Origin of the sequence: Roseicyclus marinus, assembly GCF_030163795.1 — a bacterium.
Classification (GTDB): domain Bacteria; phylum Pseudomonadota; class Alphaproteobacteria; order Rhodobacterales; family Rhodobacteraceae; genus Roseicyclus; species Roseicyclus marinus.
The window spans coordinates 1-19,351 of sequence record NZ_JASJOF010000015.1 but is presented as its reverse complement, the minus strand read 5'-3'; the positions used below and the strand labels follow the sequence as shown (position 1 = coordinate 19,351).

Here is a 19,351-nt window from a genome sequence, read left to right as displayed (position 1 = left end):
CTTGTGAAGAGGGTGTAACGCGATTTTTCGCAGCCGCCTCGCGACCGACCCGGTCCGGACCCAGGAAGAGGCCCGGACCGGCCGGTTTCCCGGCGCGTCAAAGCTTGTTTGACTGCGCAGGCACCGGAACCGGCACCGGGGCAGGCATAGGCGTGGGCATCGGTTGGGACGCGGGAACGGGCGTGGGCAACGCCGCGCCGCCCTGCATCCGCGTGACCGCCGCCCTGACCAGCTGCGTCCGCTCGGGCTGTCCCGGCATGAAGGCCGCCGGCGCGCCCTGCTCTACCGCGCTCAGGCTGGCATCATACCATTGCAGCGCGAGGTCGGGGCGCGTGGTCGTCCCGAAACCCTCACGCAGGTGATGGCCCAGCAATTCGCCCTGCGCCGCTTCGCCCATCGCGGCCAGTGCGAGAACCGACCCGACCGCCATGCGCATATCGTCCTGCGCATAGCCGACCGACAGGCAGACCCGTGCGGTCGACACAAGGTCAGCGGGCGGAATGCCTGTTCCCAGCGCCACGGAGGTCACCTGCGGCAGCAATTGCGCCGGCCCCATCAACGAGACTTGGTCGATCTGCGCCGTGAAAAGCTGAGCGAATTGCCCGCATTGCTGGCCGATCTGCGCCTGCGTCAACCCGGCGATGGCCCGCATCAGCTGTTCTCCCTGCGCCATGGCATAGGTCCGCGCGACGCAGAATTGTTCGCTCAATGCGACATCGGGATCATCCAGCGAGGCCAGCGTGACATAGCCGCCATTGGTCGAGGTCTGAAGCATGATGCCGTTGCACGTATTGGCAAGCGACGCCGTGGGTGCGGCATTGGCAAACAGGTTCGGCGCCGCCTGCGCAGGGGCCGCGGCCAGAACGCCAGGCGCCGGTGCCGTGGGCTGCGGATTGACGATGACGGTGGTGGCGGGCGCCTGCGGCAGGGCGGGCTGCGGCGCGCCCGCAGGCAAGGTGCGTCCTTCGCGGCTGTCGCGGTAGGCAAAGAGCAGTGGCTGCCCAGCCAATCCGCTCTGCTGCGCCCCGCCGTTCTGGCCCCAGTAATAGGCATCCATGAGGTAATCGAACTGGTACCCCGCGAACTCGCGCCCGTTCACCGGATAGCCCATCGCACGCTGATAGCGTTCGATCGCGGCGCGGGTGCCGTTGCCGATCTGGCCATCCACCGTCCCGGCCTCGAAGCCGAAGTAATTCAGCGCAAGCTGCGTTTCCCGTCCCTGTTGCGTCGCCGGGATGCCCGGCCGCACGACGCGGGTCGTGGTCGTGCCCCGTGTGGTGTTGCGATTACCCTGCGACAGAGCATGGCCGATCACGCCGCCGATGATGGCGCCGCCGATGAATTCGGCGGCATCCGCTTCGGCGCGCTCGGCAGGCGCGAGGGCTAGCGCGGCAATCAGGCTGGCCGATGTCATGAGTCTTGCAAACATGGGTATCCCTCCAGGTCACGGTACAGGCCCGGACTGCGGCAGCGGGGGCCTTTATCGCGTCCGAAACTAGCACAGCTCGTCCGAAACCTGAGCCGAAAATGCCGCAGGGTCAGGAAAACCTGACCGGACACGCAGCCGCCCTGCCCAAGGTCGAGAAAATCACCCTGCCGCGCGCCGCACGGACCGCAGGCGAAAAAAGCGCAACACGAGAACAGAACCGATGCCCAGAATCGCAATCACCCCAAGGATGGGGCGGTCCGGAAAGAGCAGCGCGTTGAGCGTCCGTCCCGGCAAAAGCGTGAAACTGCCAGCGACGATCAGCGCCTGCCAGTAGAGCGCGCGCATCCAGCCGGAATGGGCAGCGACATCCCCCGCGCGTGCCGCAGAAACGCCCCGCCACAGACCGTAAAGCACCAACCCCGACAGCGCGTGAATGAGACCAAATCCAAGGACGATGGGTAGAATGGCCGCCTCGATCCAAAACGCGCTTGCAGCGGTCAGGGCCATCAGCCCGACCCAGATATATCCCGACGCCTTGTGCCATATGTCGCGGCGACGCCGGTACAGGGCAAACGGGCCAAGCACCAGCGCGCAGAGGGCAGGCCACAGATGCAGATGCACGGCAAGCGGCAGAGCGGCGAGATCAGTGGCGGTCATCGGGTCTTTCCTTTTGTCAGGTGCGCAACGGCTTGTGAGCGCGGCATGGCTTTGGCACCCTCCTGTCCTGACTGCGCGGCGTCTTGCCAGCGCGCCTTCGCAAGGAACGGATGGACTTCGTGATTGACCGCCCGCCGTCATCCGCGCTTCGTGAGTTGCGGGCCCATCTTGGGCGCGCCATGACCCTGTCGGGTCTGGCCGGGGCCGTTGCACTTCTGGTGCTGGCCGGTCCCTTCGGCACGCTTGAAAGCCTGACCCTTGCCGCGCGCACAGGCTATTGGGGGATCGTGGTGGTCAGCACCTATGCGACGGGAACCGCAATCGACATCGTGCTGCGGCCGCGTCTTGCGGGGCGGGGTCGGGCGACCCGCCTTGGGGGCGTGGCACTGGCGACGGCTTTTGCCGTCACGGCTCTGGTGACCGCACTGAACGGTCTGCTTCTTGGCTTCTGGCCACAAGATGACGGCGCGATCGCGATCATCGCATCCATCTTTCTTGTGGCAGCCATCGCCAGCTTTCTCTTGCAACTGCAGGGACAAGCGACAGCACCTGCCGCGCCTGTCGAAAGCCAGCCCGACCTCCTGGACCGGCTGCCGCTCGACAAACGCGGGCCCTTGGTCGCGCTGTCGGTCGAGGATCATTACGTCCGCATCCGCACCACGCGTGGCGAAACGATGCTCCTGATGCGCCTTGCCGATGCGATCCGCGAGACGGCGCCCACGCCCGGCCTGCAGGTTCACCGCTCGCATTGGATAGCCATCGATGCGGTCTGCACCGTGCGCCGCGAAGGGGATCGCGCCATTCTCACGATGACGACCGGACGTGACATTCCCGCCTCGCGCTCGCATATGACGGCTTTGAGGAACGCAGGCCTTCTGCCCCGCTGAGAACAGGTACCACATGATCGAATGGATCATCTCGGACAGCCCGGTCGCCTATGAGGAGGCCGTCGCCTGGATGGAGGCGCGCGCCGATGCCATCGCGCGTGGCGAAGCGTCCGAGGCGATCTGGTTGCTGGAACACCCCCCGCTTTACACCGCCGGAACCTCGGCCCGGCCCGAGGATCTGCGCGACCCAGACCGATTCCCCGTTTTCGAGACCCGGCGCGGCGGGCAATACACCTATCACGGGCCGGGACAACGCGTGGTCTATACCATGCTGGACCTGAACAAGCGCGGGCGAGACGTGCGCGCCTTCGTCTCGCAGCTCGAAGCTTGGGTGATCGCCACACTCGCCACATTCAACGTCACGGGCGAGGTGCGGGCGGGCCGCGTCGGTGTCTGGGTCGCGCGCCCCGACAAACCGTCCCTGCCCGACGGCACCCCGCGCGAGGACAAGATCGCGGCCATCGGCGTGCGGCTGCGCAAATGGATCAGCTTTCACGGCCTGTCGATCAACCTCGAACCAGACCTCACGCATTTCGACGGCATCGTGCCCTGCGGCATCACCGGCCATGGCGTGACCAGCCTTGTCGATCTGGGCCTGCCGGTCACGATGGACGATCTTGACCTTGCGCTGCGGGCCAGCTTTGCCGCGGTGTTCCACGATCGTGCCGATCCGCGCTAGGAGCCGGGCAGTTAACCGCCGCATGTCCGGATGCGTATCTTCCACGCGAATAAACCTGTCCCTATCTGCAAGCGATCAGCATTCCAGAAACGGCCGGTGACAGATGCGGGGATCGGACAGGACAGGCGGGGAGACTCCCTTGGGCGGGTCGCAATGCACGGCCGAGGATTCGCTCGGCGGTCTTCTCGACCAGGTCGCGGCCATTGCCGAACGCGAGGAAAACCCCTCGCTCGACAGCGTCGTGATCGCCTTCGGCCCAAGGGGCGCCCTGCCCCTGATGATCTTTGTCGCGCTTGTGATCGTGTCCCCGCTTTCGGGCATCCCGCTCTTGTCGAGCTTCGGCGGGCTGACGATCGCGGCCATTGCGCTGCAACTGGCCTTGGGGCGGCGGCGGCTCTGGCTGCCGGGATGGCTCAGCCGAAGGTCCATCCCCCGCCCCCGCCTGCTTGCAGCGCTGGAGCGGTTGCGCCCCACGGCCGGGTTTCTCGACCGTCATTGCCGGCGACGGCTTTGGTTGCTGACGACACCCCCCGTCTCGCAGGCGGTTCTGCTCGTCTGCGCGCTGGCCGGTCTCATGATGCCCTTTCTCGAACTTCTGCCCTTCAGTTCCTCGTTTCTGGCCATGGCTGTGACCTGCCTCGGCTTCTCGCTTCTGACGCGCGACGGCCTCTGGGCGGCACTGGCCCTTGTGCCACTGGGTGGGGCGGTCTGGGTCCTGACAGGTCTTCTTGGCTGACGCCGGCCAGAGGGCTCGCAACCACGCCTTGATATGGGACAATTTTCCTCACCCCCCGGTCGCGGCGGATTGCCGCTAGCGGATTGAACCGGTGGTGTCAGGTCCGTAGAAGGACACAATGACAAGGGGGTTCGCGCGCGAGCTTCCCTGATGCGCGACAGACAGGAGCTACACATGGCAGACGCCACCCATACGGGACATGACCACGACCGACCGGGTTTCTTTACCCGGTGGTTCATGTCCACCAACCACAAGGACATCGGCATCCTCTACCTGTTCACCGCAGGTGTCGTGGGGCTGATCTCGGTCATCTTCACCGTCTACATGCGGATGGAGCTGATGGAACCGGGCGTCCAGTACATGTGCGCCGAGGGCGCGCGCGTCCTCTCGGCCGCGGCCGAGGGCGAATGCACCCCCGATGGCCACCTGTGGAACGTGATGATCACGGGCCACGGCGTTCTGATGATGTTCTTCGTGGTGATTCCCGCGCTGTTCGGCGGCTTCGGCAACTATTTCATGCCGCTGATGATCGGCGCGCCGGACATGGCGTTTCCGCGTCTGAACAACCTGTCCTACTGGCTGTATGTCGCGGGCACGGCGCTGGCTTTCTGCGCGGTGTTCATCGATGGCGGCGCAGGCCCCGGCTGGACCTTCTACCCGCCGCTGTCGTGGCAGGATGCGCCGACCAGCCGCGCGGTCGATTTCGCGATCTTCGCCGTGCACGTGTCGGGGGCTTCCTCGATCCTCGGCTCGATCAACATCATCACGACCTTCCTGAACATGCGCGCACCGGGCATGACGCTGCACAAGGTGCCGCTGTTTGCCTGGTCGATCTTCGTCACCGCTTGGCTGCTGCTTCTGTCGCTGCCGGTTCTGGCTGGCGCGATCACCATGCTTCTGACCGACCGCAACTTCGGCACGGCCTTCTTCGACGTGTCGGGCGGCGGTGACCCGGTCCTGTTCCAGCACATCTTCTGGTTCTTCGGGCACCCCGAGGTCTACATCGTGATCCTGCCGGCCTTCGGCGTGATCAGCCACATCGTGTCGACCTTCTCGAAAAAGCCGATCTTCGGCTACCTGCCGATGGTCTACGCGCTGGTCGCCATCGGCGGCTTGGGCTTCGTCGTGTGGGCGCACCACATGTACACGGTCGGCATGACCCTGACCCAGCAGGCCTATTTCATGGTCGCGACCATGGTGATCGCGGTGCCCACGGGCATCAAGATCTTCAGCTGGATCGCCACCATGTGGCAGGGTTCGATCAGCTTCAAGACTCCGATGCTCTTCGCCGTGGGCTTCATCTTCCTGTTCACGCTGGGTGGTGTGACCGGCATCATCCTGAGCCAAGCCGGCGTGGACCGGGCCTATCACGACACCTATTACGTCGTGGCCCACTTCCACTACGTGATGAGCCTCGGTGCCGTCTTCGGGATCTTTGCCGGGATCTACTACTGGATCGGCAAGATGTCGGGCCGGCAGTACCCCGAACTGATGGGCAAGGTGCACTTCTGGATGTTCTTCATCGGCACCAACCTCACGTTCTTCCCGCAGCACTTCCTGGGTCGCCAGGGCATGCCGCGCCGTTACATCGACTACCCGGATGCCTTCGCGCTCTGGAACTATGTCAGCTCGATCGGCGCGTTCATCTCCTTCGCCTCGTTCCTGCTGTTCATCGGCATCGTCTTCTACACGCTGCGCGCGGGCAAGAAGATCGAGGAAAACGCCTATTGGGGCGAACATGCCGACACGCTGGAATGGACCCTGCCCAACCCGCCGCCGGAGCACACGTTCGAAGAGCTTCCGACGCGCGAGATGTGGGACCGTCAGCCGCATCACTGACAGGGCCATGCCGGTACAGATCGAAAACCTGAACGGGGCCCCGGACAAAACCGGGGCCCTTTTCCGTGAGGGGCACGGAACACCCCGACTGCGCCTGACGCTCAGGCCGCACAAATCGCTGACGCCCGAGGGATTCGTCTGGTTCATCGGGCTGACGGCGGCGCTGATCTCGGTGCCGCTCTTCGCCATTCTCGGCACCGCCGTGTTCTGGGCGCTCCTGCCCTTTCTGGGCGCGGCGGTCTGGGGCATCTGGGCCGCGCTCAAGCGCAACTGGCGCGACCATGACATCTACGAGGAGCTTCTGGTCTGGGATGACCTGATCCGGCTGGAACGGCACGAACCGCGCCGCCCGCCCCGCGATTGGGAGGCAAATCCCTACTGGGTCCGCGTCGTGCTGCACGCCCGCGGCGGGCCGGTGCCGCAATACCTGACGCTTCAGGGCGGCGACCGCGAGGTGGAGCTGGGCGCCTTCCTGACGCCGCCCGAGCGGATCGGCCTCAAGGAAACGCTCGAGCGTGCCTTGCGCGCAGCGTGAACGGCATCGAACGGGCCCGGCGGGCCCGTTCGGCACCGGAAAGCGATCCTGGCCCACCCGACAGATCCGATTTCAAGATATCGGCGCGCCTTTTTTCCGAAATCGGCAAGAAAAATTGGGCGCAGGCGGCTAGGTCTGCGTGCCGAGGGTCGGCACAAACAGCGAGAGGCTAGGGATGGAACTGATCGACATCGCGTTGCGCGGGGGAGCGGTGGCCCTCCTGTTCTTGCTGGCGGCGTTGATGTGGCGCGCGCCGATCGCGCGGGACAGCCGCCTGTCGGTTGTCGCTGTCGCGGTCACGGAATCGGCCTTCCTGCTTGCCCATGGCCCGCAAGCCGATGTCTTGCCCGTGGCGCTCGCGGCGCAACTGTCGCTGCTGGCAAGCGCCATGCCCCTCGCGGTGACATGGCTGTTGCTGTCGATTTTCCTCGATCCGCCGATGGCGCGTTGGCCCTGGCTCACGGCCGCGGCCATCGTCGCGGCATCGCTGCAGGTGACCACCCTGACGGGCGCGTCTCAAATCTATTGCGGCTTCTTGTCGATGATCCTGTTTGCGGGTCTCTTGGTGCTGGCGCTCTGGTCCTCCCGGGAGGATCTGGTCGACTGCCGGTGCAAGGCGCGACCCGGATTCGCGGCGGCCATAGCCGGATACGGATTGCTGTCCACTGCGCTGCAAGTGCTGGGCGGCGTGGACGCTGCAACGCCATGGTTCGCGATGGTGCAATCCGGCGGCACGCTGGTGCTGGCGCTAATTTTCGCAATCTGGATCCTGAGCCCCGATGCGGCGCGCTGGCCCGGCCCGAGCGCGGCGGTGGACGCGCCGGTCACCGCTCTTACCCAGGCTCCCACGGGTGAGGATGCAGCGCTGATCGCCCGTATCACCGCGGCGATGGACGCGGGCATTTGGCGCGAAGAGGGTCTGACCATCGGTGCCCTCGCGTCCCGTCTGGGCGTCCCCGAGCATCGCGTACGCCGCGCGATCAACGTCGGGCTGGGGCATCGCAACTTTTCGACCTTCATCAATCGCGCGCGGATCGAGGCCGCAAGAAACACCCTGTCAGATCCCGACCAGATGGGCCGTACGGTTCTGGAAATTGCCTATGAGGCAGGTTTCTCCTCCCTCGGCCCGTTCAACCGCGCCTTCCGCGCCGAAACCGGGAAAAGCCCGACCGAATATCGCCGCTCCGCACTGGAGGCGGTGACGGGGGCGCGGGCCGAAATCCGCAATCCGGCACCGATCTCCGCGAACCTGCACTGATTTCGGAAATCGGCGGGCATGCTAGGCGGGACGACGCCATCGATGGTGGATATCGAAACCCGTCCACCGGAGAACGCCCATGCGTCGTCTTATCCTGGCCGCTGTGCTGAGCCTTTTTGCCCTGCCCGCCTTATCGCAGTCCGTTCCGAGCGTACCGTCGGATTTTCCCGAACCCGGCACGTTCTGCGGGATCTTCACGCTCTGCCAGCCCGCGCCGCCGGTCACACGTGACACGCGCGGCTGACGCGCGCTGCCCGGTCGGGGGCGTCAGCTCAGACGCCCCTTCACCATCGGACCGACGGCGCCGAAATCCATCTGGCCGGTGTATTTTTCCTTGAGCGCCGCCATCACGCGCCCCATATCACGCAGGCCAGCGGCACCCGTATCAGCGATGGCACGGGCAACCGCGGCCTCGACCTCCTCGCCGGACAACTGGCGCGGCAGGTATTCCTCGATCACGGCGATTTCGGCGCGTTCCTTTTCCGCCAGTTCCAGCCGCCCGCCCTCTTCATAGGCGCGCGCGCTTTCCTGACGCTGCTTGACCATCTTGCCCAGGATCGCGAGCACACCCGCCTCGTCCACGCCATCGGCGCGGCCTTCACCGCGCAACGCGATGTCCTGATCCTTGATGGCGGCATTGATCAGGCGCAGCGTGCTGAGCCGCGCGGCATCCTTGTCGCGCATCGCGGTCTTGAGGCCCGCCCCGATCCGTTCCCTCAGATCCATACCCATGGCATCCCCCATGATGTGTCCAAGCGCGCTAGATAGGGCAGACGCGGCGCGGCAACAACACCTCCTCGCACCGCCTTGACCCGACCCCACGCCCCCCGTAGACCACGCCCAATTTGCCCGGACCCCGAACGGAGCTGCCGCCATGCCCGCAAAACCCACTGCCTGTCTCGCGCTTGCCGATGGAACCCTGTTTTTCGGACGCGGCTTCGGGGCCAAGGGAATGCGCGTCGCAGAGCTTTGCTTCAACACGGCGATGACCGGGTATCAGGAAATCATGACCGACCCGTCCTATGCCGGGCAGATCGTGACCTTCACCTTCCCCCATATCGGCAACACCGGGGTCACGCCCGAGGATGACGAAACCGGCGATCCCGTGGCCGAGGGCATGATCGTAAAATGGGATCCGACCGAACCGTCCAACTGGCGCGCGACGGGCGATCTGGTGTCATGGCTGGAAAAGACCGGCCGGATCGGCATGGGCGGTGTCGATACCCGCCGCCTGACCCGCGCGATCCGCCAGCAGGGCGCGCCCCATGTGGCGCTGGCCCATGATCCGGATGGCAATTTCGATATCGAGGCGCTGGTCAAGGCCGCGCGCGGGTTCCCCGGGCTGGTTGGCCTCGATCTGGCCAAGGGCGTCACCTGCGCCCAATCCTATCGCTGGGATGAAAAACGTTGGGCATGGCCCGAGGGCTACACCAAGCGTGAAGGCCCCGCGCCCAAGGTCGTGGCCCTGGATTACGGCGCCAAGCGCAACATCCTGCGCTGCCTTGCCAGCGTCGGCTGTGATGTGACCGTCATGCCCGCCACAACCACGGCCGAAGAGGTTCTGGCGCAGAACCCTGATGGCGTGTTCCTGTCCAACGGGCCGGGCGATCCGGCCGCGACCGGGACCTATGCCGTGCCGATGATCCAAGGCGTGCTCGAGGCGGATCTGCCGATCTTCGGCATCTGCCTCGGTCACCAGATGCTGGCGTTGGCGCTGGGGGCCAAGACGGTCAAGATGAACCACGGTCACCACGGCGCGAACCACCCGGTCAAGGATCTGGAAACCGGCAAGGTCGAGATCACCTCGATGAACCACGGCTTCACCGTCGACAGCCAGACCCTGCCCAAGGGCGTGATCGAAACCCATGTCAGCCTTTTCGACGGCTCCAATTGCGGGATCCGCATGGCCGACCGCCCTGTCTATTCCGTGCAATACCACCCGGAGGCCAGCCCCGGCCCGCAAGACAGCTTCTACCTGTTCGAGCGCTTTGCCGAAGCGATCCGGGCGCGCAGCTTGACCTGACGCCGCGCCCCCGACGGCATTAACCGGCCGTTAAGGCTCGCCCCCCATCCTCGCAGCCTGAAGGTATGACTCGAAAGCCATGCCGAGGGTCAAAATGCGGCTGTGACCGCTCTGCGAGGTCGAGGGGATCATGGATCAGGACTGGGTCAACGATCCTGCGTCGAACCCTCGCCACAGGGGACAGCCGCCGCACGTATTCCCTAAGAACGACAGGCATTTCGCACGGGACATGGACGCAACGGCGCGGGCGCGGCTGGCGCATCGGCTGGCGCGAAAGCCACCGGGGCCCGAGATGCTGGGCGCGATCCTTCTGGCGCGGGGCGCGATCAGCGCCACGGATCTCGCTCAGGCGCAGATCGCACAGCGTCGCAACGATTCGGATCTTGCCGATGTTCTTCTCGCTCGAGGGCTGCTGCCCGAGCTTGACCTGCTCGCTGCCCTTGCCGATTGCCACGGGCTTGGCCTGTCGGATCTGGGGCAGCGCCCGCTGGCCACAGGGCTTGGCGCTTGCCTGCCCGCGCGGCTCTCCCTCGCGCTCGAAGCGGTGCCGACCGAACAGATGGGCGATCTCGTCATCCTCGCCACCTCAAGGCCGGCCAATATCGCAGCGATCCGGGCCGCCCTGCCGCACGGATTACGCGCGATCGTCACGCTGGCCCCGCGCGACCGGATCACGGCAGCGCAGATCGCGATCTACGGTGAGGGCCTTGCACGGCTGGCCGAGAGACAGGCCCCACAAAGCTGCTCTTGCCGGAACTGGCGCAGCGCGACGGCCTTGCGCTGGCTTCTGCTGATCGCGGCGTGCTTCGCACTTTCGGCCAGGTTTGCACCGGTTTTCGTGACGGCCTTCCTCTGCGGCCTCGCCCTGCTGATATTCAGCGGGAACATTGCACTCAAAATCGCGGCCTTCGCCGCAGCACGGCGCGGCGCCATAGCCATGGCGCTGCGTCCCGAATCCACGGCGCCGCTGCTGCGCCAACCGGTTGTTTCCCTACTCGTGCCGCTCTATCGCGAGCAGGACATAGCCGCGACGCTGGTGACGCACCTGTCGCGTCTCGACTACCCGCCCGAACGGCTCGACGTGCTCTTGATCACGGAGGCGGATGACGCGACCACGCACCGGGCGTTGAACGCGGCGCATCTACCCCCGGCGTGGCGGGTCCTGACCGTGCCCCCGGGCAGTCCCCGGACCAAGCCGCGCGCGTTGAATTTCGCTCTCTCCTTCGCTCGCGGCGAAATCGTCGGGGTCTACGATGCCGAGGATCGACCCGAACCGGACCAGATCACCAAGATCGCCCGCCGATTTGCCGAGTCTCCGCCGGAGGTGGCCTGCCTTCAGGGCCGGCTCGATTACTTCAACGCGCGCCACAATCTTATGTCGCGCCTCTTTGCCCTCGAATATGCCGGCTGGTTCCGCGTCATGCTGCCCGGCGTCCAGCATCTTGGCCTTGTCGTGCCCTTGGGTGGCACCACGCAATTCCTCCGCCGCGACGTCTTGGTAGAGGTCGGCGGTTGGGACGCGCATAACGTGACTGAGGATGCCGAACTGGGCCTGCGCCTTGTGCGCCGTGGGTACCGCACCGAAATCCTCGACTCCACGACCTATGAAGAGGCGAATGCCGCCGTCCTGCCGTGGATCCGGCAGCGCGCGCGGTGGCAGAAAGGCTACTTGATGACCTGGGCGATGGCGATGCGCGCGCCCCGATCCTTATGGCGGGATCTGGGACCGATGCGGTTTTTCGCCCTGCAGGTGCAGCTTTTGGGGGCGGTCGCGGGCTTTCTGGCCGCGCCGCTGGTCTGGTCACTGATGGTAAAACCCTTTGGCCACGCCCATCCGCTGGATGCGCTTGTCAGCCCCACCGGCTACGGAGTGCTCGCAACGGCCTTTGTCGCCAGTTCGGTTCTGTCGATCGCGGTGGCGGTGCAGGCGACACAGGCGCGCCACCTGCGGCACCTGCGTCCCTGGATCCTTGTGGCCGAGGTGTATTTCCTCCTTGCCACCCTGTCAGCCTGGAAGGCTGTGGTGGACATGCTGTGGCAGCCCTTTCAGTGGGACAAGACGGCACACGGCAATTTCGGCGGCACAAGCGCCAATGCCGATCTCAGCCCTCGACCTTCTGGGCCTCTTCCTTCAGGCGCACGACGAAAGCGATGGACAGGTGATCCTTGAGCGCCTGTGCCGCGCGCGCGCCATCGCGTGCTGCAATGGCCTCGACGATCTCGGCGTGTTCGGCCAGCGCCTTTTCTCCCCGTCCCTGTGCCGCCAACGAGGTGCGCGCCATCAGTGCCATGGAGCGATAAACAAGGTCGAGCTGCTGGACGAGGAACCGGTTGTGACTTGCGAGGTGGATCTGGTGATGGAACCGCCGGTTCGCACGTGCCAGCGCCTGCGGGTCGCCCAACAGGGCATGGTCCGCCTCCACCATGCCGCGCAGGACCTCGACCTCTTCGACGGCGGCATGCTGGGCGGCAAGACGTGCGGCCAGCCCCTCCAATTCCTGCCGGACGGCGTAAAGCTCGGCCATCTGCGCATGATCAAGCGAGGCCACGATCAAGGACCGGCCGTCGCGCGTCAGCAGGCTTTGGGTCTCCAGCCGCTGCAGCGCCTCGCGGATCGGCGTGCGGCTAACCCCGAACCGATCGGCCAGTTCCGATTCCACCAGCCGGTCGCCCGGTCGATAGATGCCCTGGTCGATCGCGTCGAGAATCAGGGCGTAGGCGTCTTTCTGAGGATCGGGGGCGGGTCGCGTGGCCATGTGTGCGGTATCCTTTCGCATGCGGCAGGACGCTAGGGGCTGATCTTGCCCCTGTCCAGACTTGCGGCAGACGCCGCGCGGCCCTAGGCCATGACGCATGCGCCAGACACACCACGCCCCCGCCGTCCTGCCCGGCTTCGACCATGTCGATACATGGGTCTTCGATCTCGACAACACGCTGTATCCGCCCGAGATGGCGCTGTTCGACCAGATCAACATCCGCATGACCGATTGGGTGATGCGCGTCCTGAGCGTGGAGCGGGACGAGGCCGATCGCCTGCGACACCTTTATTGGCGCGATCATGGCACGACGCTGGCAGGCTTGATGCGCCATCACGCTGTCGATCCCGGCCCCTATCTCGAAGAGGTGCACGAGATCGATTTCTCTGTCCTCTCGCCCGATCCGGCTCTTGCGACGGCCATCGCGGCGCTGCCCGGGCGCAAGATCGTCTATACGAACGGCACAAGACCCTATGCCGAGCGGGTCATCGCGCATCGTGGGCTCGACGGGCTGTTCGACGCGATTTACGGCGTCGAACATGCCGGCCTGATCCCCAAGCCCGAACGCGCGGCTTACGAGACCGTCTTTGGTGCGGACGGTCTGACCACCACGCGCGCCGCGATGTTCGAGGACGACCCCCGCAACCTGGCCGTGCCCCATGCGATGGGGCTACGCACGATCCATGTGGCCCCCCAAGCGCAACCCGCAGATTTCATCGAGCATCATACCGACGATCTGGCCGGGTTCCTGTCGCGGCTTCGGTGATGATCCAAAAAATCGCTTAGTTTGCCTGACCGGCCGATTTTTCGGATGAAAATCCGCCTTGGGACAGCCTGTCGCGTCGTCCCGGGCACAAGATCGCCCTAGCTCTGGATTATGAGCAAGATCGAACATATCGACATCTTCATCTCGGGCGGCGGCATCGCCGGCCTGACGGCTGCGGCGGCTTTTGGCAAGGCGGGGTTTTCCGTCATCTGCGCCGATCCCGCCCCGCCCGTGACCGAGGCCGCGGCCGAAGGCTCCGACCTGCGGACCACGGCCTTCCTCCAACCCTCGCGCCAGTTTCTCGACCGAGCAGGGCTGTGGGACAGGCTTGCACCCCATGCGATGCCGCTACAGGTGATGCGGATCGTCGATGCGGGCGGCGAGATCGCGGAACCGCGCGTGGCCCATGATTTCAACGCCTCCGACATCTCAGACCTGCCCTTTGGCTGGAACCTGCCCAACTGGCTGTTGCGGCGCGAAATGGCAGCGCATCTGGCCGATCTGCCCAACGTCGATTTCCGGCCCGGCACCGGCACCGCGCAGGTGCTGACCCGCGAAGCCGAGGCGCGCGTGACCTTGAGCGATGGCGCACGGATCAGCGCGAAACTGGTGATCGGGGCCGATGGCCGAACCAGCCCCGTGCGCGAGGCGGCAGATATCGGTGTCACCACGCTGCGCTACGGGCAAAAGGCGCTGGCTTTTGCCGTGACCCATCCGATCCCGCATGAAAATGTCTCGACCGAAATTCACCGCTCGGGCGGGCCCTTCACGCTGGTACCCCTGCCCGACCATGACGGCAGACCCTGTTCCGCCGTGGTCTGGATGGAGCGAGGCCCTGAGGCCGAGCGTCTGGCCGCCCTGCCGGAAGACGCCTTCAATGCCGAGATGACGGAACGATCCGCCCATCTGTTTGGTCCGCTGACACTGGCCACGCGGCGCACGACTTGGCCGATCATCAGCCAGATCGCCGAGCGGATGGAGGCGGAACGGATCGCGCTTGTGGCCGAGGCCGCGCATGTCATGCCACCTATCGGGGCGCAGGGGTTGAACATGAGCCTCAAGGACCTGCGCGTCCTGCTGGATCTGGTCGAAGCCCAACCAGACGATCCCGGCGCGCGCGACCTGCTGCGGCGCTATCATCGCGCGCGCCATGCCGAGGTTCTGGCGCGGGTGACAGGCGTGGATGCGCTCAACCGCGCCTCCATGGCCGAGGCGCAGGGCCTGCGCGACATGCGGATGCGGGCGCTGAACGCGATCTATTCGGTGACCCCGGTGCGGCGCGTCATGATGCGCGCGGGGCTTGGGGCAACCGGGTAAGGGGGGCTCCGCCCCCGCCGCGCCCCTCCGGGCCGCGTCTCCCCCGGAGTTTTCCTGCCAAGATGAAACGGGCTTAGCCCAAGGGGCCGTGGCGGCGTTCCTCGGAGAGGAGGACATTGGCCTCCACCTGGCCGACGCCGGGCAGGGTCATGATCCGACGGCGCAGCACACGCTCGAAATCAGGCAGGTCGCGGGCCACGACGCGCAGGCGGAAATCATAGAGACCCAGAACATGTTCAACCGTCTGGACCTCGGGGATCGCCGAGACGGCGCGTTCGAAATCCTGCAGACTGACGCGACCCTTGAGCGCGAGTTTCACGCCCAGAAAGACGGTGACGCCAAAGCCCAGCGCCTCGAGATCCAGATCGAGGCGGCGCGGGCCGATCACCCCGGCCTCGGTCAGGCGCTTGATCCGACGCCATGCGGCCGGTTGCGACAGGCCGACCCGCCGCCCAAGCTCGGAGGCGGCAAGCGACGCATCCTGTTGCAGGGCGCGCAGGAGGGCGCGGTCGGTGGCGTCTAGGTCGATCATAGGGGCAGCGTCTGTTGGTTCTTGACGGTAGCGACATGCATCAGCGCCTCGATATCGGCGATATGCGGGAGAGACAGGATCCGGTCTCGGTAGATTTCTTGGTAATGCGACATGGATCGGGCGATGACGGCGAGGCGTGCATCGACCCGGCCAAGGAAGGTCTGGATCTCGACCACTTCGGGCACCTCGCGGGCTGCAGCGAGGAATTCGTCGAAGGCGCGCGGATTGGTCTTGTCGAGCGTGATGCGCAGGCTGACCTCGACCGCATAGCCCAGCGCGGGCCAGTGGATCGTGGCGCGCTGACCGCGCAAGATGCCCTGCGCCTCAAGCCGTTCGAGGCGTTTGTAGGTCGTGGCCAGCGGCAGGCCCGCGGCCTGAGCAAGGTCGGTCACGGGCTGCGTCGGATCGGCCTGCAACTGGCGCAGGAGACGGCGGTCGCTGTCGTCGAGCATGTACTTTCACCTTATCGATCTATTTGCGCATGATTTTGTAATATAATTAGCATTTTTTGGCAATTTCGATGCAGCGGATCGACGTATTCCGGGGCAGGTTGCGCCCCAGAGACGAGTCAGCCAGACGAGGAGATACCGAGATGCGCGTCTATTACGATCGCGATTGCGATGTGAACCTGATCAAGGACAAGAAAGTTGCGATCCTGGGCTATGGATCGCAAGGCCACGCCCATGCGCTGAACCTGCGCGATAGCGGCGCAAAGAACGTCGTCGTGGCGCTCCGCGAAGGTTCGCCCAGCGCGAAGAAGGCAGAGAGCGAAGGCCTGAAGGTCATGGGCATCGCGGAAGCGGCCGCCTGGTGCGACCTGATCATGTTCACCATGCCCGACGAATTGCAGGCGGAAACCTACCGCAAATACGTCCATGACAACCTGCGCGAAGGCTCGGCCATCGCCTTTGCCCATGGTCTGAACGTGCATTTCGGCCTGATCGAACCGAAGGCCGGTGTCGATGTGATCATGATGGCCCCCAAGGGCCCCGGCCATACCGTGCGCGGCGAATACACCAAGGGCGGCGGCGTGCCTTGCCTTGTGGCCGTGCACAACGACGCCTCGGGCAAGGCGCTGGAAATCGGCCTGTCCTACTGCTCGGCCATCGGCGGCGGGCGTTCGGGGATCATCGAGACGAACTTCAAGGAAGAATGCGAAACCGACCTGTTCGGCGAGCAGGCGGTTCTGTGCGGCGGTCTGGTCGAGTTGATCCGGATGGGCTTCGAGACGCTGGTCGAAGCGGGCTATGCCCCTGAAATGGCTTACTTTGAATGCCTGCACGAGGTGAAGCTGATCGTGGACCTGATCTACGAAGGCGGCATCGCGAACATGAACTACTCGATCTCGAACACGGCCGAGTACGGCGAATATGTCAGCGGTCCGCGCATCCTGCCCTACGAGGAAACCAAGGCGCGGATGAAGGCGGTTCTGGACGACATCCAGCAGGGGCGTTTCGTGCGCGACTGGATGCAGGAATGCGCGGTGGGTCAGCCGAGCTTCAAGGCGATCCGTCGCAACAACGACGCGCACCAGATCGAGAAGGTCGGGGAAACGCTTCGCGGCATGATGCCCTGGATCACTGCGGGCAAGATGGTCGACAAGGCGAAGAACTGAGCCAAAAGCCTACGCTGTCGCCGAGGTGATGGCCGGACGGCCCCGGGGGGAGGATCCCGGGGCCGTTTTTCTTTTTGGTTCAACAGGGTCGCGCGAGGACAAGGACCCAGGTTTCGCCGGTTCCGGCGAAGCCGAACTGGGTTACTTGTGGATTGAGAATGTTGGCGCGCTGATCGGGGTTCGCCATCCAGTTGGCGATGGTCGAGCGGATGTCCGCAGTGCCCGTCGCGGTGTTTTCGGCAGAGGCGCAAGCGGTATAACCAGCGCGGCGGAGGCGGTCGGAGAGAGGTGAGCCACCTGCGCCAATGCGGCCCATACTATTGGAAACATTCAGATTTTGTGCCTGCTCTTCGGCTGCGGCTTGCAACTGGGGGGAATGGCTGAGGGGGCGGATGATGCCGCCGCCCGCGCGCTGGAAGGACAGTTGCGTACCGGCGGAGGCGATGTCGACCGTGGCCCCGGCGGAGAGGCGTTCGGTGCCAGATTGCGGCGCGCAGGCGGCAAGAGATGCGATGAAGACAAGCGAAAGCAGGGGTTTACGGGGGATCATGGGGAGCCTCGGGTCTGCGTTCTTGGAGGTTTTGATAAAGAATGAGGCCGCGGCGCGCACAAGGCAAGAGAGGGCTGTGGCGATGCCCCGCCAGTCCTTTCCGATATGTGAATGAAATCGGGGATAGATTGCGAAAGTGTTAAATTTCTGTGGGATTCGCATGCAGTATTCAGAAAAACATTGAAAAAGCGTTACTCGCCCCGCGCCAGAGCCTCGGCAAGACGCCGCTGATCCTCGAGGATGCGGGGCAGATCGAGGGTCGCGAGCTGGCCCTCGGCCACGACGTGGCGGCCTTCGACGAGGAGGTCGCGGACCCGCGTGGGACCGGCGAGAAGGGGGGCGGCGGGATCCCATGAGCCCGCCGCCTCGACGCCCGACACATCCCAGACCGCCAGATCGGCGCGGAAACCCGGCGCGATCTGGCCGAGGTGGTCGCCCCGGCCCAGAACCTCGGCCCCGCCGCGGGTCGCGATGCGCAGCGCCTCGCGCGGGGACATGGCGCCGGGGCCGGAGGCGACGCGTTGCAGGAGCATGGCCATGCGCGCCTCGGCCACCAGATTGCCCGCGTCATTCGAGGCGGAGCCATCGACGCCCAAGCCCACCTTGACGCCCGCGTCGCGCATGGCGCGCACGGGCGCGATACCCGAGGCGAGGCGGCAATTGGAACAGGGGCAATGCGCGACGCCCGTGCCGGTGCGGGCGAAAAGGTCGATCTCGGCGGCATCGAGTTTCACGCAATGCGCGTGCCAGACATCCGGACCCGTCCAGCCGAGGCTTTCGGCATATTCGCCGGGGCGGCAGCCGAATTTCTCGAGGCTGTAAGCAAAATCTTCATCATTTTCGGCCAGATGTGTGTGCAGCATCACGCCCTTGTCCCGGGCGAGGAGGGCTGCGTCGCGCATCAATTCGCGGCTGACGGAAAAGGGTGAACAAGGAGCCACGCCAATGCGGATCAGCGCGCCGGGGGTCGTATCGTGAAAGGCATCGATGACGCGCAGGCAGTCGTTCAGGATCGCCGCCTCGTTTTCGACGAGGCTGTCGGGGGGCAATCCGCCCGCGCTTTGGCCGATGGACATGGCCCCACGCGTCGCATGCAGGCGCAGGCCGATCATGCCCGCCGCCTCGATCGTGTCGTCGAGCCGGGAGCCGTTGGGATAGAGATAGAGGTGATCGGAGGAGGTGGTGCAGCCCGACAGCGCCAGCTCCGCCAGACCCGTCAGGGCGGAGACGCGCATGTGGTCGGGGGTGAAGCGCGCCCAGATCGGGTAGAGCGTGGTGAGCCAACCGAAAAGCGCAGCATCCTGCGCGCCCGGAACGGCGCGGGTGAGGCTCTGGTAGAGATGGTGGTGGGTGTTCACGAGACCCGGCGTGACGATGCAGCCCGCACAGTCGAGCGTCGTGCCCTGCGTGGTCAGCCCATGGCCCAGCGCGGTGATCACCCCGTCGCGGATCAGGATGTCGGCGCCCTGCAACTCGGTTCCCGCATCATCCATGGTGACAAGGGTATGGGCGTTGCGCAGGAGAAGCTCAGGCATGGCGGGGGCCCTTGAGGATGGTGCGGGTTTTGGTTTGGACTTGGGCTTGGGCAGACGGACGGATACCGGCGCGGGCGCGGCCCGTGGGATCGGCCGGATGCGGCCGCCGGGCGGTGGCGCTGCTGCGCGCGGTGATGATCCTGGCGATGGCGGTCTTGCGCGGGCCAGGGGCGGCGTGTGGCATCCGCCGGGGGACACCTGAAAGCGGCAGGCGCGCCGACAGCGTTGCGGCGGCAC

The 19,351-nt window shown here is 65.4% G+C and carries 21 protein-coding genes; 12 read left to right on the top strand and 9 right to left on the bottom strand.

All coding sequences use genetic code 11. From position 1 onward, the window contains the following. Window positions 1-97: 97 nt before the first annotated feature. Both QQK63_RS16465 and QQK63_RS16460 read right to left on the bottom strand, forming a co-directional pair. Window positions 98-1,429: a peptidoglycan-binding domain-containing protein gene (locus tag QQK63_RS16465; protein ID WP_277823776.1), complete on the bottom strand. Its 1,332-nt coding sequence runs from the start codon at window positions 1,427-1,429 to the stop codon at window positions 98-100. 159 nt (window positions 1,430-1,588) lie between these two features. Next, on the bottom strand, window positions 1,589-2,086 hold the full coding sequence (locus QQK63_RS16460) for a DUF2306 domain-containing protein (RefSeq protein ID WP_277823778.1): 498 nt from the start codon (window positions 2,084-2,086) through the stop codon (window positions 1,589-1,591). Between the two features lie 110 nt (window positions 2,087-2,196). Here QQK63_RS16460 and QQK63_RS16455 point away from each other — a divergent pair, with 110 nt between their 5' ends. From QQK63_RS16455 to QQK63_RS16425, 7 genes are all read left to right on the top strand, one after another. Next, the gene (locus QQK63_RS16455) at window positions 2,197-2,973 is read left to right on the top strand and encodes a LytTR family DNA-binding domain-containing protein (RefSeq protein WP_277823780.1); all 777 of its coding nucleotides are present in this window, start codon (window positions 2,197-2,199) and stop codon (window positions 2,971-2,973) included. 13 nt (window positions 2,974-2,986) lie between these two features. Then, window positions 2,987-3,652 (top strand): lipoyl(octanoyl) transferase LipB, encoded by a 666-nt coding sequence (lipB, locus tag QQK63_RS16450; RefSeq protein WP_277823782.1) that lies wholly within the window; start codon window positions 2,987-2,989, stop codon window positions 3,650-3,652. A gap of 139 nt (window positions 3,653-3,791) precedes the next feature. Beyond that, a complete protein-coding gene (locus QQK63_RS16445; protein WP_277823784.1) occupies window positions 3,792-4,388 on the top strand; it encodes an exopolysaccharide biosynthesis protein in 597 nt (198 codons plus the stop codon). A gap of 174 nt (window positions 4,389-4,562) precedes the next feature. Next, window positions 4,563-6,227 carry a cytochrome c oxidase subunit I gene (gene ctaD / locus QQK63_RS16440; RefSeq protein ID WP_277823786.1) on the top strand — a complete coding sequence of 555 codons (1,665 nt, stop codon included), beginning with the start codon at window positions 4,563-4,565 and terminating at the stop codon, window positions 6,225-6,227. Between the two features lie 7 nt (window positions 6,228-6,234). Then, on the top strand, window positions 6,235-6,762 hold the full coding sequence (locus QQK63_RS16435) for a DUF2244 domain-containing protein (protein WP_277823788.1): 528 nt from the start codon (window positions 6,235-6,237) through the stop codon (window positions 6,760-6,762). 175 nt (window positions 6,763-6,937) lie between these two features. Beyond that, a complete protein-coding gene (locus tag QQK63_RS16430; RefSeq protein ID WP_277823790.1) occupies window positions 6,938-8,020 on the top strand; it encodes a helix-turn-helix domain-containing protein in 1,083 nt (360 codons plus the stop codon). A gap of 79 nt (window positions 8,021-8,099) precedes the next feature. Next, on the top strand, window positions 8,100-8,264 hold the full coding sequence (locus QQK63_RS16425) for a hypothetical protein (RefSeq protein WP_277823792.1): 165 nt from the start codon (window positions 8,100-8,102) through the stop codon (window positions 8,262-8,264). Between the two features lie 23 nt (window positions 8,265-8,287). Here QQK63_RS16425 and QQK63_RS16420 read toward each other — a convergent pair whose 3' ends face one another. Continuing rightward, window positions 8,288-8,746 (bottom strand): GatB/YqeY domain-containing protein, encoded by a 459-nt coding sequence (locus QQK63_RS16420; protein ID WP_277823794.1) that lies wholly within the window; start codon window positions 8,744-8,746, stop codon window positions 8,288-8,290. Between the two features lie 148 nt (window positions 8,747-8,894). Between QQK63_RS16420 and carA the strand changes: the two genes are divergently transcribed. Both carA and QQK63_RS16410 read left to right on the top strand, forming a co-directional pair. Next, complete coding sequence (carA, locus tag QQK63_RS16415; protein ID WP_277823796.1) at window positions 8,895-10,043, top strand: glutamine-hydrolyzing carbamoyl-phosphate synthase small subunit; 1,149 nt, start codon at window positions 8,895-8,897, stop codon at window positions 10,041-10,043. 229 nt (window positions 10,044-10,272) lie between these two features. After that, window positions 10,273-12,213 (top strand): glycosyltransferase, encoded by a 1,941-nt coding sequence (locus QQK63_RS16410; protein WP_277823798.1) that lies wholly within the window; start codon window positions 10,273-10,275, stop codon window positions 12,211-12,213. On the opposite strand, the gene QQK63_RS16405 is transcribed toward QQK63_RS16410, so the two are convergent. Next, a complete protein-coding gene (locus QQK63_RS16405) occupies window positions 12,146-12,799 on the bottom strand; it encodes a GntR family transcriptional regulator (protein ID WP_277823800.1) in 654 nt (217 codons plus the stop codon). The two genes, QQK63_RS16410 and QQK63_RS16405, sit on opposite strands and share 68 nt — an antisense overlap. Before the next feature lie 97 nt (window positions 12,800-12,896). Between QQK63_RS16405 and QQK63_RS16400 the strand changes: the two genes are divergently transcribed. After that, window positions 12,897-13,565 carry a pyrimidine 5'-nucleotidase gene (locus QQK63_RS16400; protein ID WP_277823802.1) on the top strand — a complete coding sequence of 223 codons (669 nt, stop codon included), beginning with the start codon at window positions 12,897-12,899 and terminating at the stop codon, window positions 13,563-13,565. Window positions 13,566-13,676: 111 nt separating this feature from the next. Then, window positions 13,677-14,882, top strand: coding sequence for a UbiH/UbiF family hydroxylase (locus QQK63_RS16395; protein ID WP_277823804.1), 1,206 nt, complete (start codon window positions 13,677-13,679; stop codon window positions 14,880-14,882). A gap of 73 nt (window positions 14,883-14,955) precedes the next feature. Here the strand turns inward: QQK63_RS16395 and QQK63_RS16390 are convergent, their stop codons facing one another. Both QQK63_RS16390 and QQK63_RS16385 read right to left on the bottom strand, forming a co-directional pair. Further along, window positions 14,956-15,414 carry an Lrp/AsnC family transcriptional regulator gene (locus tag QQK63_RS16390; protein ID WP_277823806.1) on the bottom strand — a complete coding sequence of 153 codons (459 nt, stop codon included), beginning with the start codon at window positions 15,412-15,414 and terminating at the stop codon, window positions 14,956-14,958. Beyond that, the gene (locus QQK63_RS16385; protein ID WP_277823808.1) at window positions 15,411-15,866 is read right to left on the bottom strand and encodes an Lrp/AsnC family transcriptional regulator; all 456 of its coding nucleotides are present in this window, start codon (window positions 15,864-15,866) and stop codon (window positions 15,411-15,413) included. The genes QQK63_RS16390 and QQK63_RS16385 overlap by 4 nt, the downstream gene beginning before the upstream one ends. A gap of 140 nt (window positions 15,867-16,006) precedes the next feature. On the opposite strand from QQK63_RS16385, the gene ilvC reads away from it, so the two are divergent. Further along, window positions 16,007-17,029, top strand: a complete 1,023-nt coding sequence (gene ilvC / locus QQK63_RS16380) for a ketol-acid reductoisomerase (protein ID WP_277823810.1) — start codon at window positions 16,007-16,009, stop codon at window positions 17,027-17,029. Window positions 17,030-17,108: 79 nt separating this feature from the next. Here the strand turns inward: ilvC and QQK63_RS16375 are convergent, their stop codons facing one another. From QQK63_RS16375 to QQK63_RS16365, 3 genes are all read right to left on the bottom strand, one after another. Next, window positions 17,109-17,741, bottom strand: a complete 633-nt coding sequence (locus QQK63_RS16375) for a CAP domain-containing protein (RefSeq protein ID WP_277823812.1) — start codon at window positions 17,739-17,741, stop codon at window positions 17,109-17,111. A 29-nt stretch (window positions 17,742-17,770) separates the two neighbouring features. Next, window positions 17,771-19,114 carry an 8-oxoguanine deaminase gene (locus tag QQK63_RS16370; protein WP_277823814.1) on the bottom strand — a complete coding sequence of 448 codons (1,344 nt, stop codon included), beginning with the start codon at window positions 19,112-19,114 and terminating at the stop codon, window positions 17,771-17,773. After that, the coding region (locus QQK63_RS16365; protein WP_284283249.1) for a hypothetical protein at window positions 19,107-19,351 on the bottom strand (245 nt) is incomplete at its 5' end. The genes QQK63_RS16370 and QQK63_RS16365, both read right to left, overlap by 8 nt.

Excerpts from the sequence above, each read along its gene's own strand:
- QQK63_RS16465 (WP_277823776.1), bottom strand. The coding sequence starts at position 1,429 with ATGTTTGCAAGACTCATGACATCGGCCAGCCTGATTGCCGCGCTAGCC.
- QQK63_RS16460 (WP_277823778.1), bottom strand. The coding sequence starts at position 2,086 with ATGACCGCCACTGATCTCGCCGCTCTGCCGCTTGCCGTGCATCTGCAT.
- QQK63_RS16455 (WP_277823780.1), top strand. The coding sequence starts at position 2,197 with ATGGACTTCGTGATTGACCGCCCGCCGTCATCCGCGCTTCGTGAGTTG.
- lipB (WP_277823782.1), top strand. The coding sequence starts at position 2,987 with ATGATCGAATGGATCATCTCGGACAGCCCGGTCGCCTATGAGGAGGCC.
- ctaD (WP_277823786.1), top strand. The coding sequence starts at position 4,563 with ATGGCAGACGCCACCCATACGGGACATGACCACGACCGACCGGGTTTC.
- QQK63_RS16435 (WP_277823788.1), top strand. The coding sequence starts at position 6,235 with ATGCCGGTACAGATCGAAAACCTGAACGGGGCCCCGGACAAAACCGGG.
- QQK63_RS16430 (WP_277823790.1), top strand. The coding sequence starts at position 6,938 with ATGGAACTGATCGACATCGCGTTGCGCGGGGGAGCGGTGGCCCTCCTG.
- QQK63_RS16425 (WP_277823792.1), top strand. The coding sequence starts at position 8,100 with ATGCGTCGTCTTATCCTGGCCGCTGTGCTGAGCCTTTTTGCCCTGCCC.
- QQK63_RS16420 (WP_277823794.1), bottom strand. The coding sequence starts at position 8,746 with ATGGATCTGAGGGAACGGATCGGGGCGGGCCTCAAGACCGCGATGCGC.
- carA (WP_277823796.1), top strand. The coding sequence starts at position 8,895 with ATGCCCGCAAAACCCACTGCCTGTCTCGCGCTTGCCGATGGAACCCTG.
- QQK63_RS16410 (WP_277823798.1), top strand. The coding sequence starts at position 10,273 with ATGGACGCAACGGCGCGGGCGCGGCTGGCGCATCGGCTGGCGCGAAAG.
- QQK63_RS16405 (WP_277823800.1), bottom strand. The coding sequence starts at position 12,799 with ATGGCCACGCGACCCGCCCCCGATCCTCAGAAAGACGCCTACGCCCTG.
- QQK63_RS16400 (WP_277823802.1), top strand. The coding sequence starts at position 12,897 with ATGCGCCAGACACACCACGCCCCCGCCGTCCTGCCCGGCTTCGACCAT.
- QQK63_RS16395 (WP_277823804.1), top strand. The coding sequence starts at position 13,677 with ATGAGCAAGATCGAACATATCGACATCTTCATCTCGGGCGGCGGCATC.
- QQK63_RS16390 (WP_277823806.1), bottom strand. The coding sequence starts at position 15,414 with ATGATCGACCTAGACGCCACCGACCGCGCCCTCCTGCGCGCCCTGCAA.
- QQK63_RS16385 (WP_277823808.1), bottom strand. The coding sequence starts at position 15,866 with ATGCTCGACGACAGCGACCGCCGTCTCCTGCGCCAGTTGCAGGCCGAT.
- ilvC (WP_277823810.1), top strand. The coding sequence starts at position 16,007 with ATGCGCGTCTATTACGATCGCGATTGCGATGTGAACCTGATCAAGGAC.
- QQK63_RS16375 (WP_277823812.1), bottom strand. The coding sequence starts at position 17,741 with ATGCGAATCCCACAGAAATTTAACACTTTCGCAATCTATCCCCGATTT.
- QQK63_RS16370 (WP_277823814.1), bottom strand. The coding sequence starts at position 19,114 with ATGCCTGAGCTTCTCCTGCGCAACGCCCATACCCTTGTCACCATGGAT.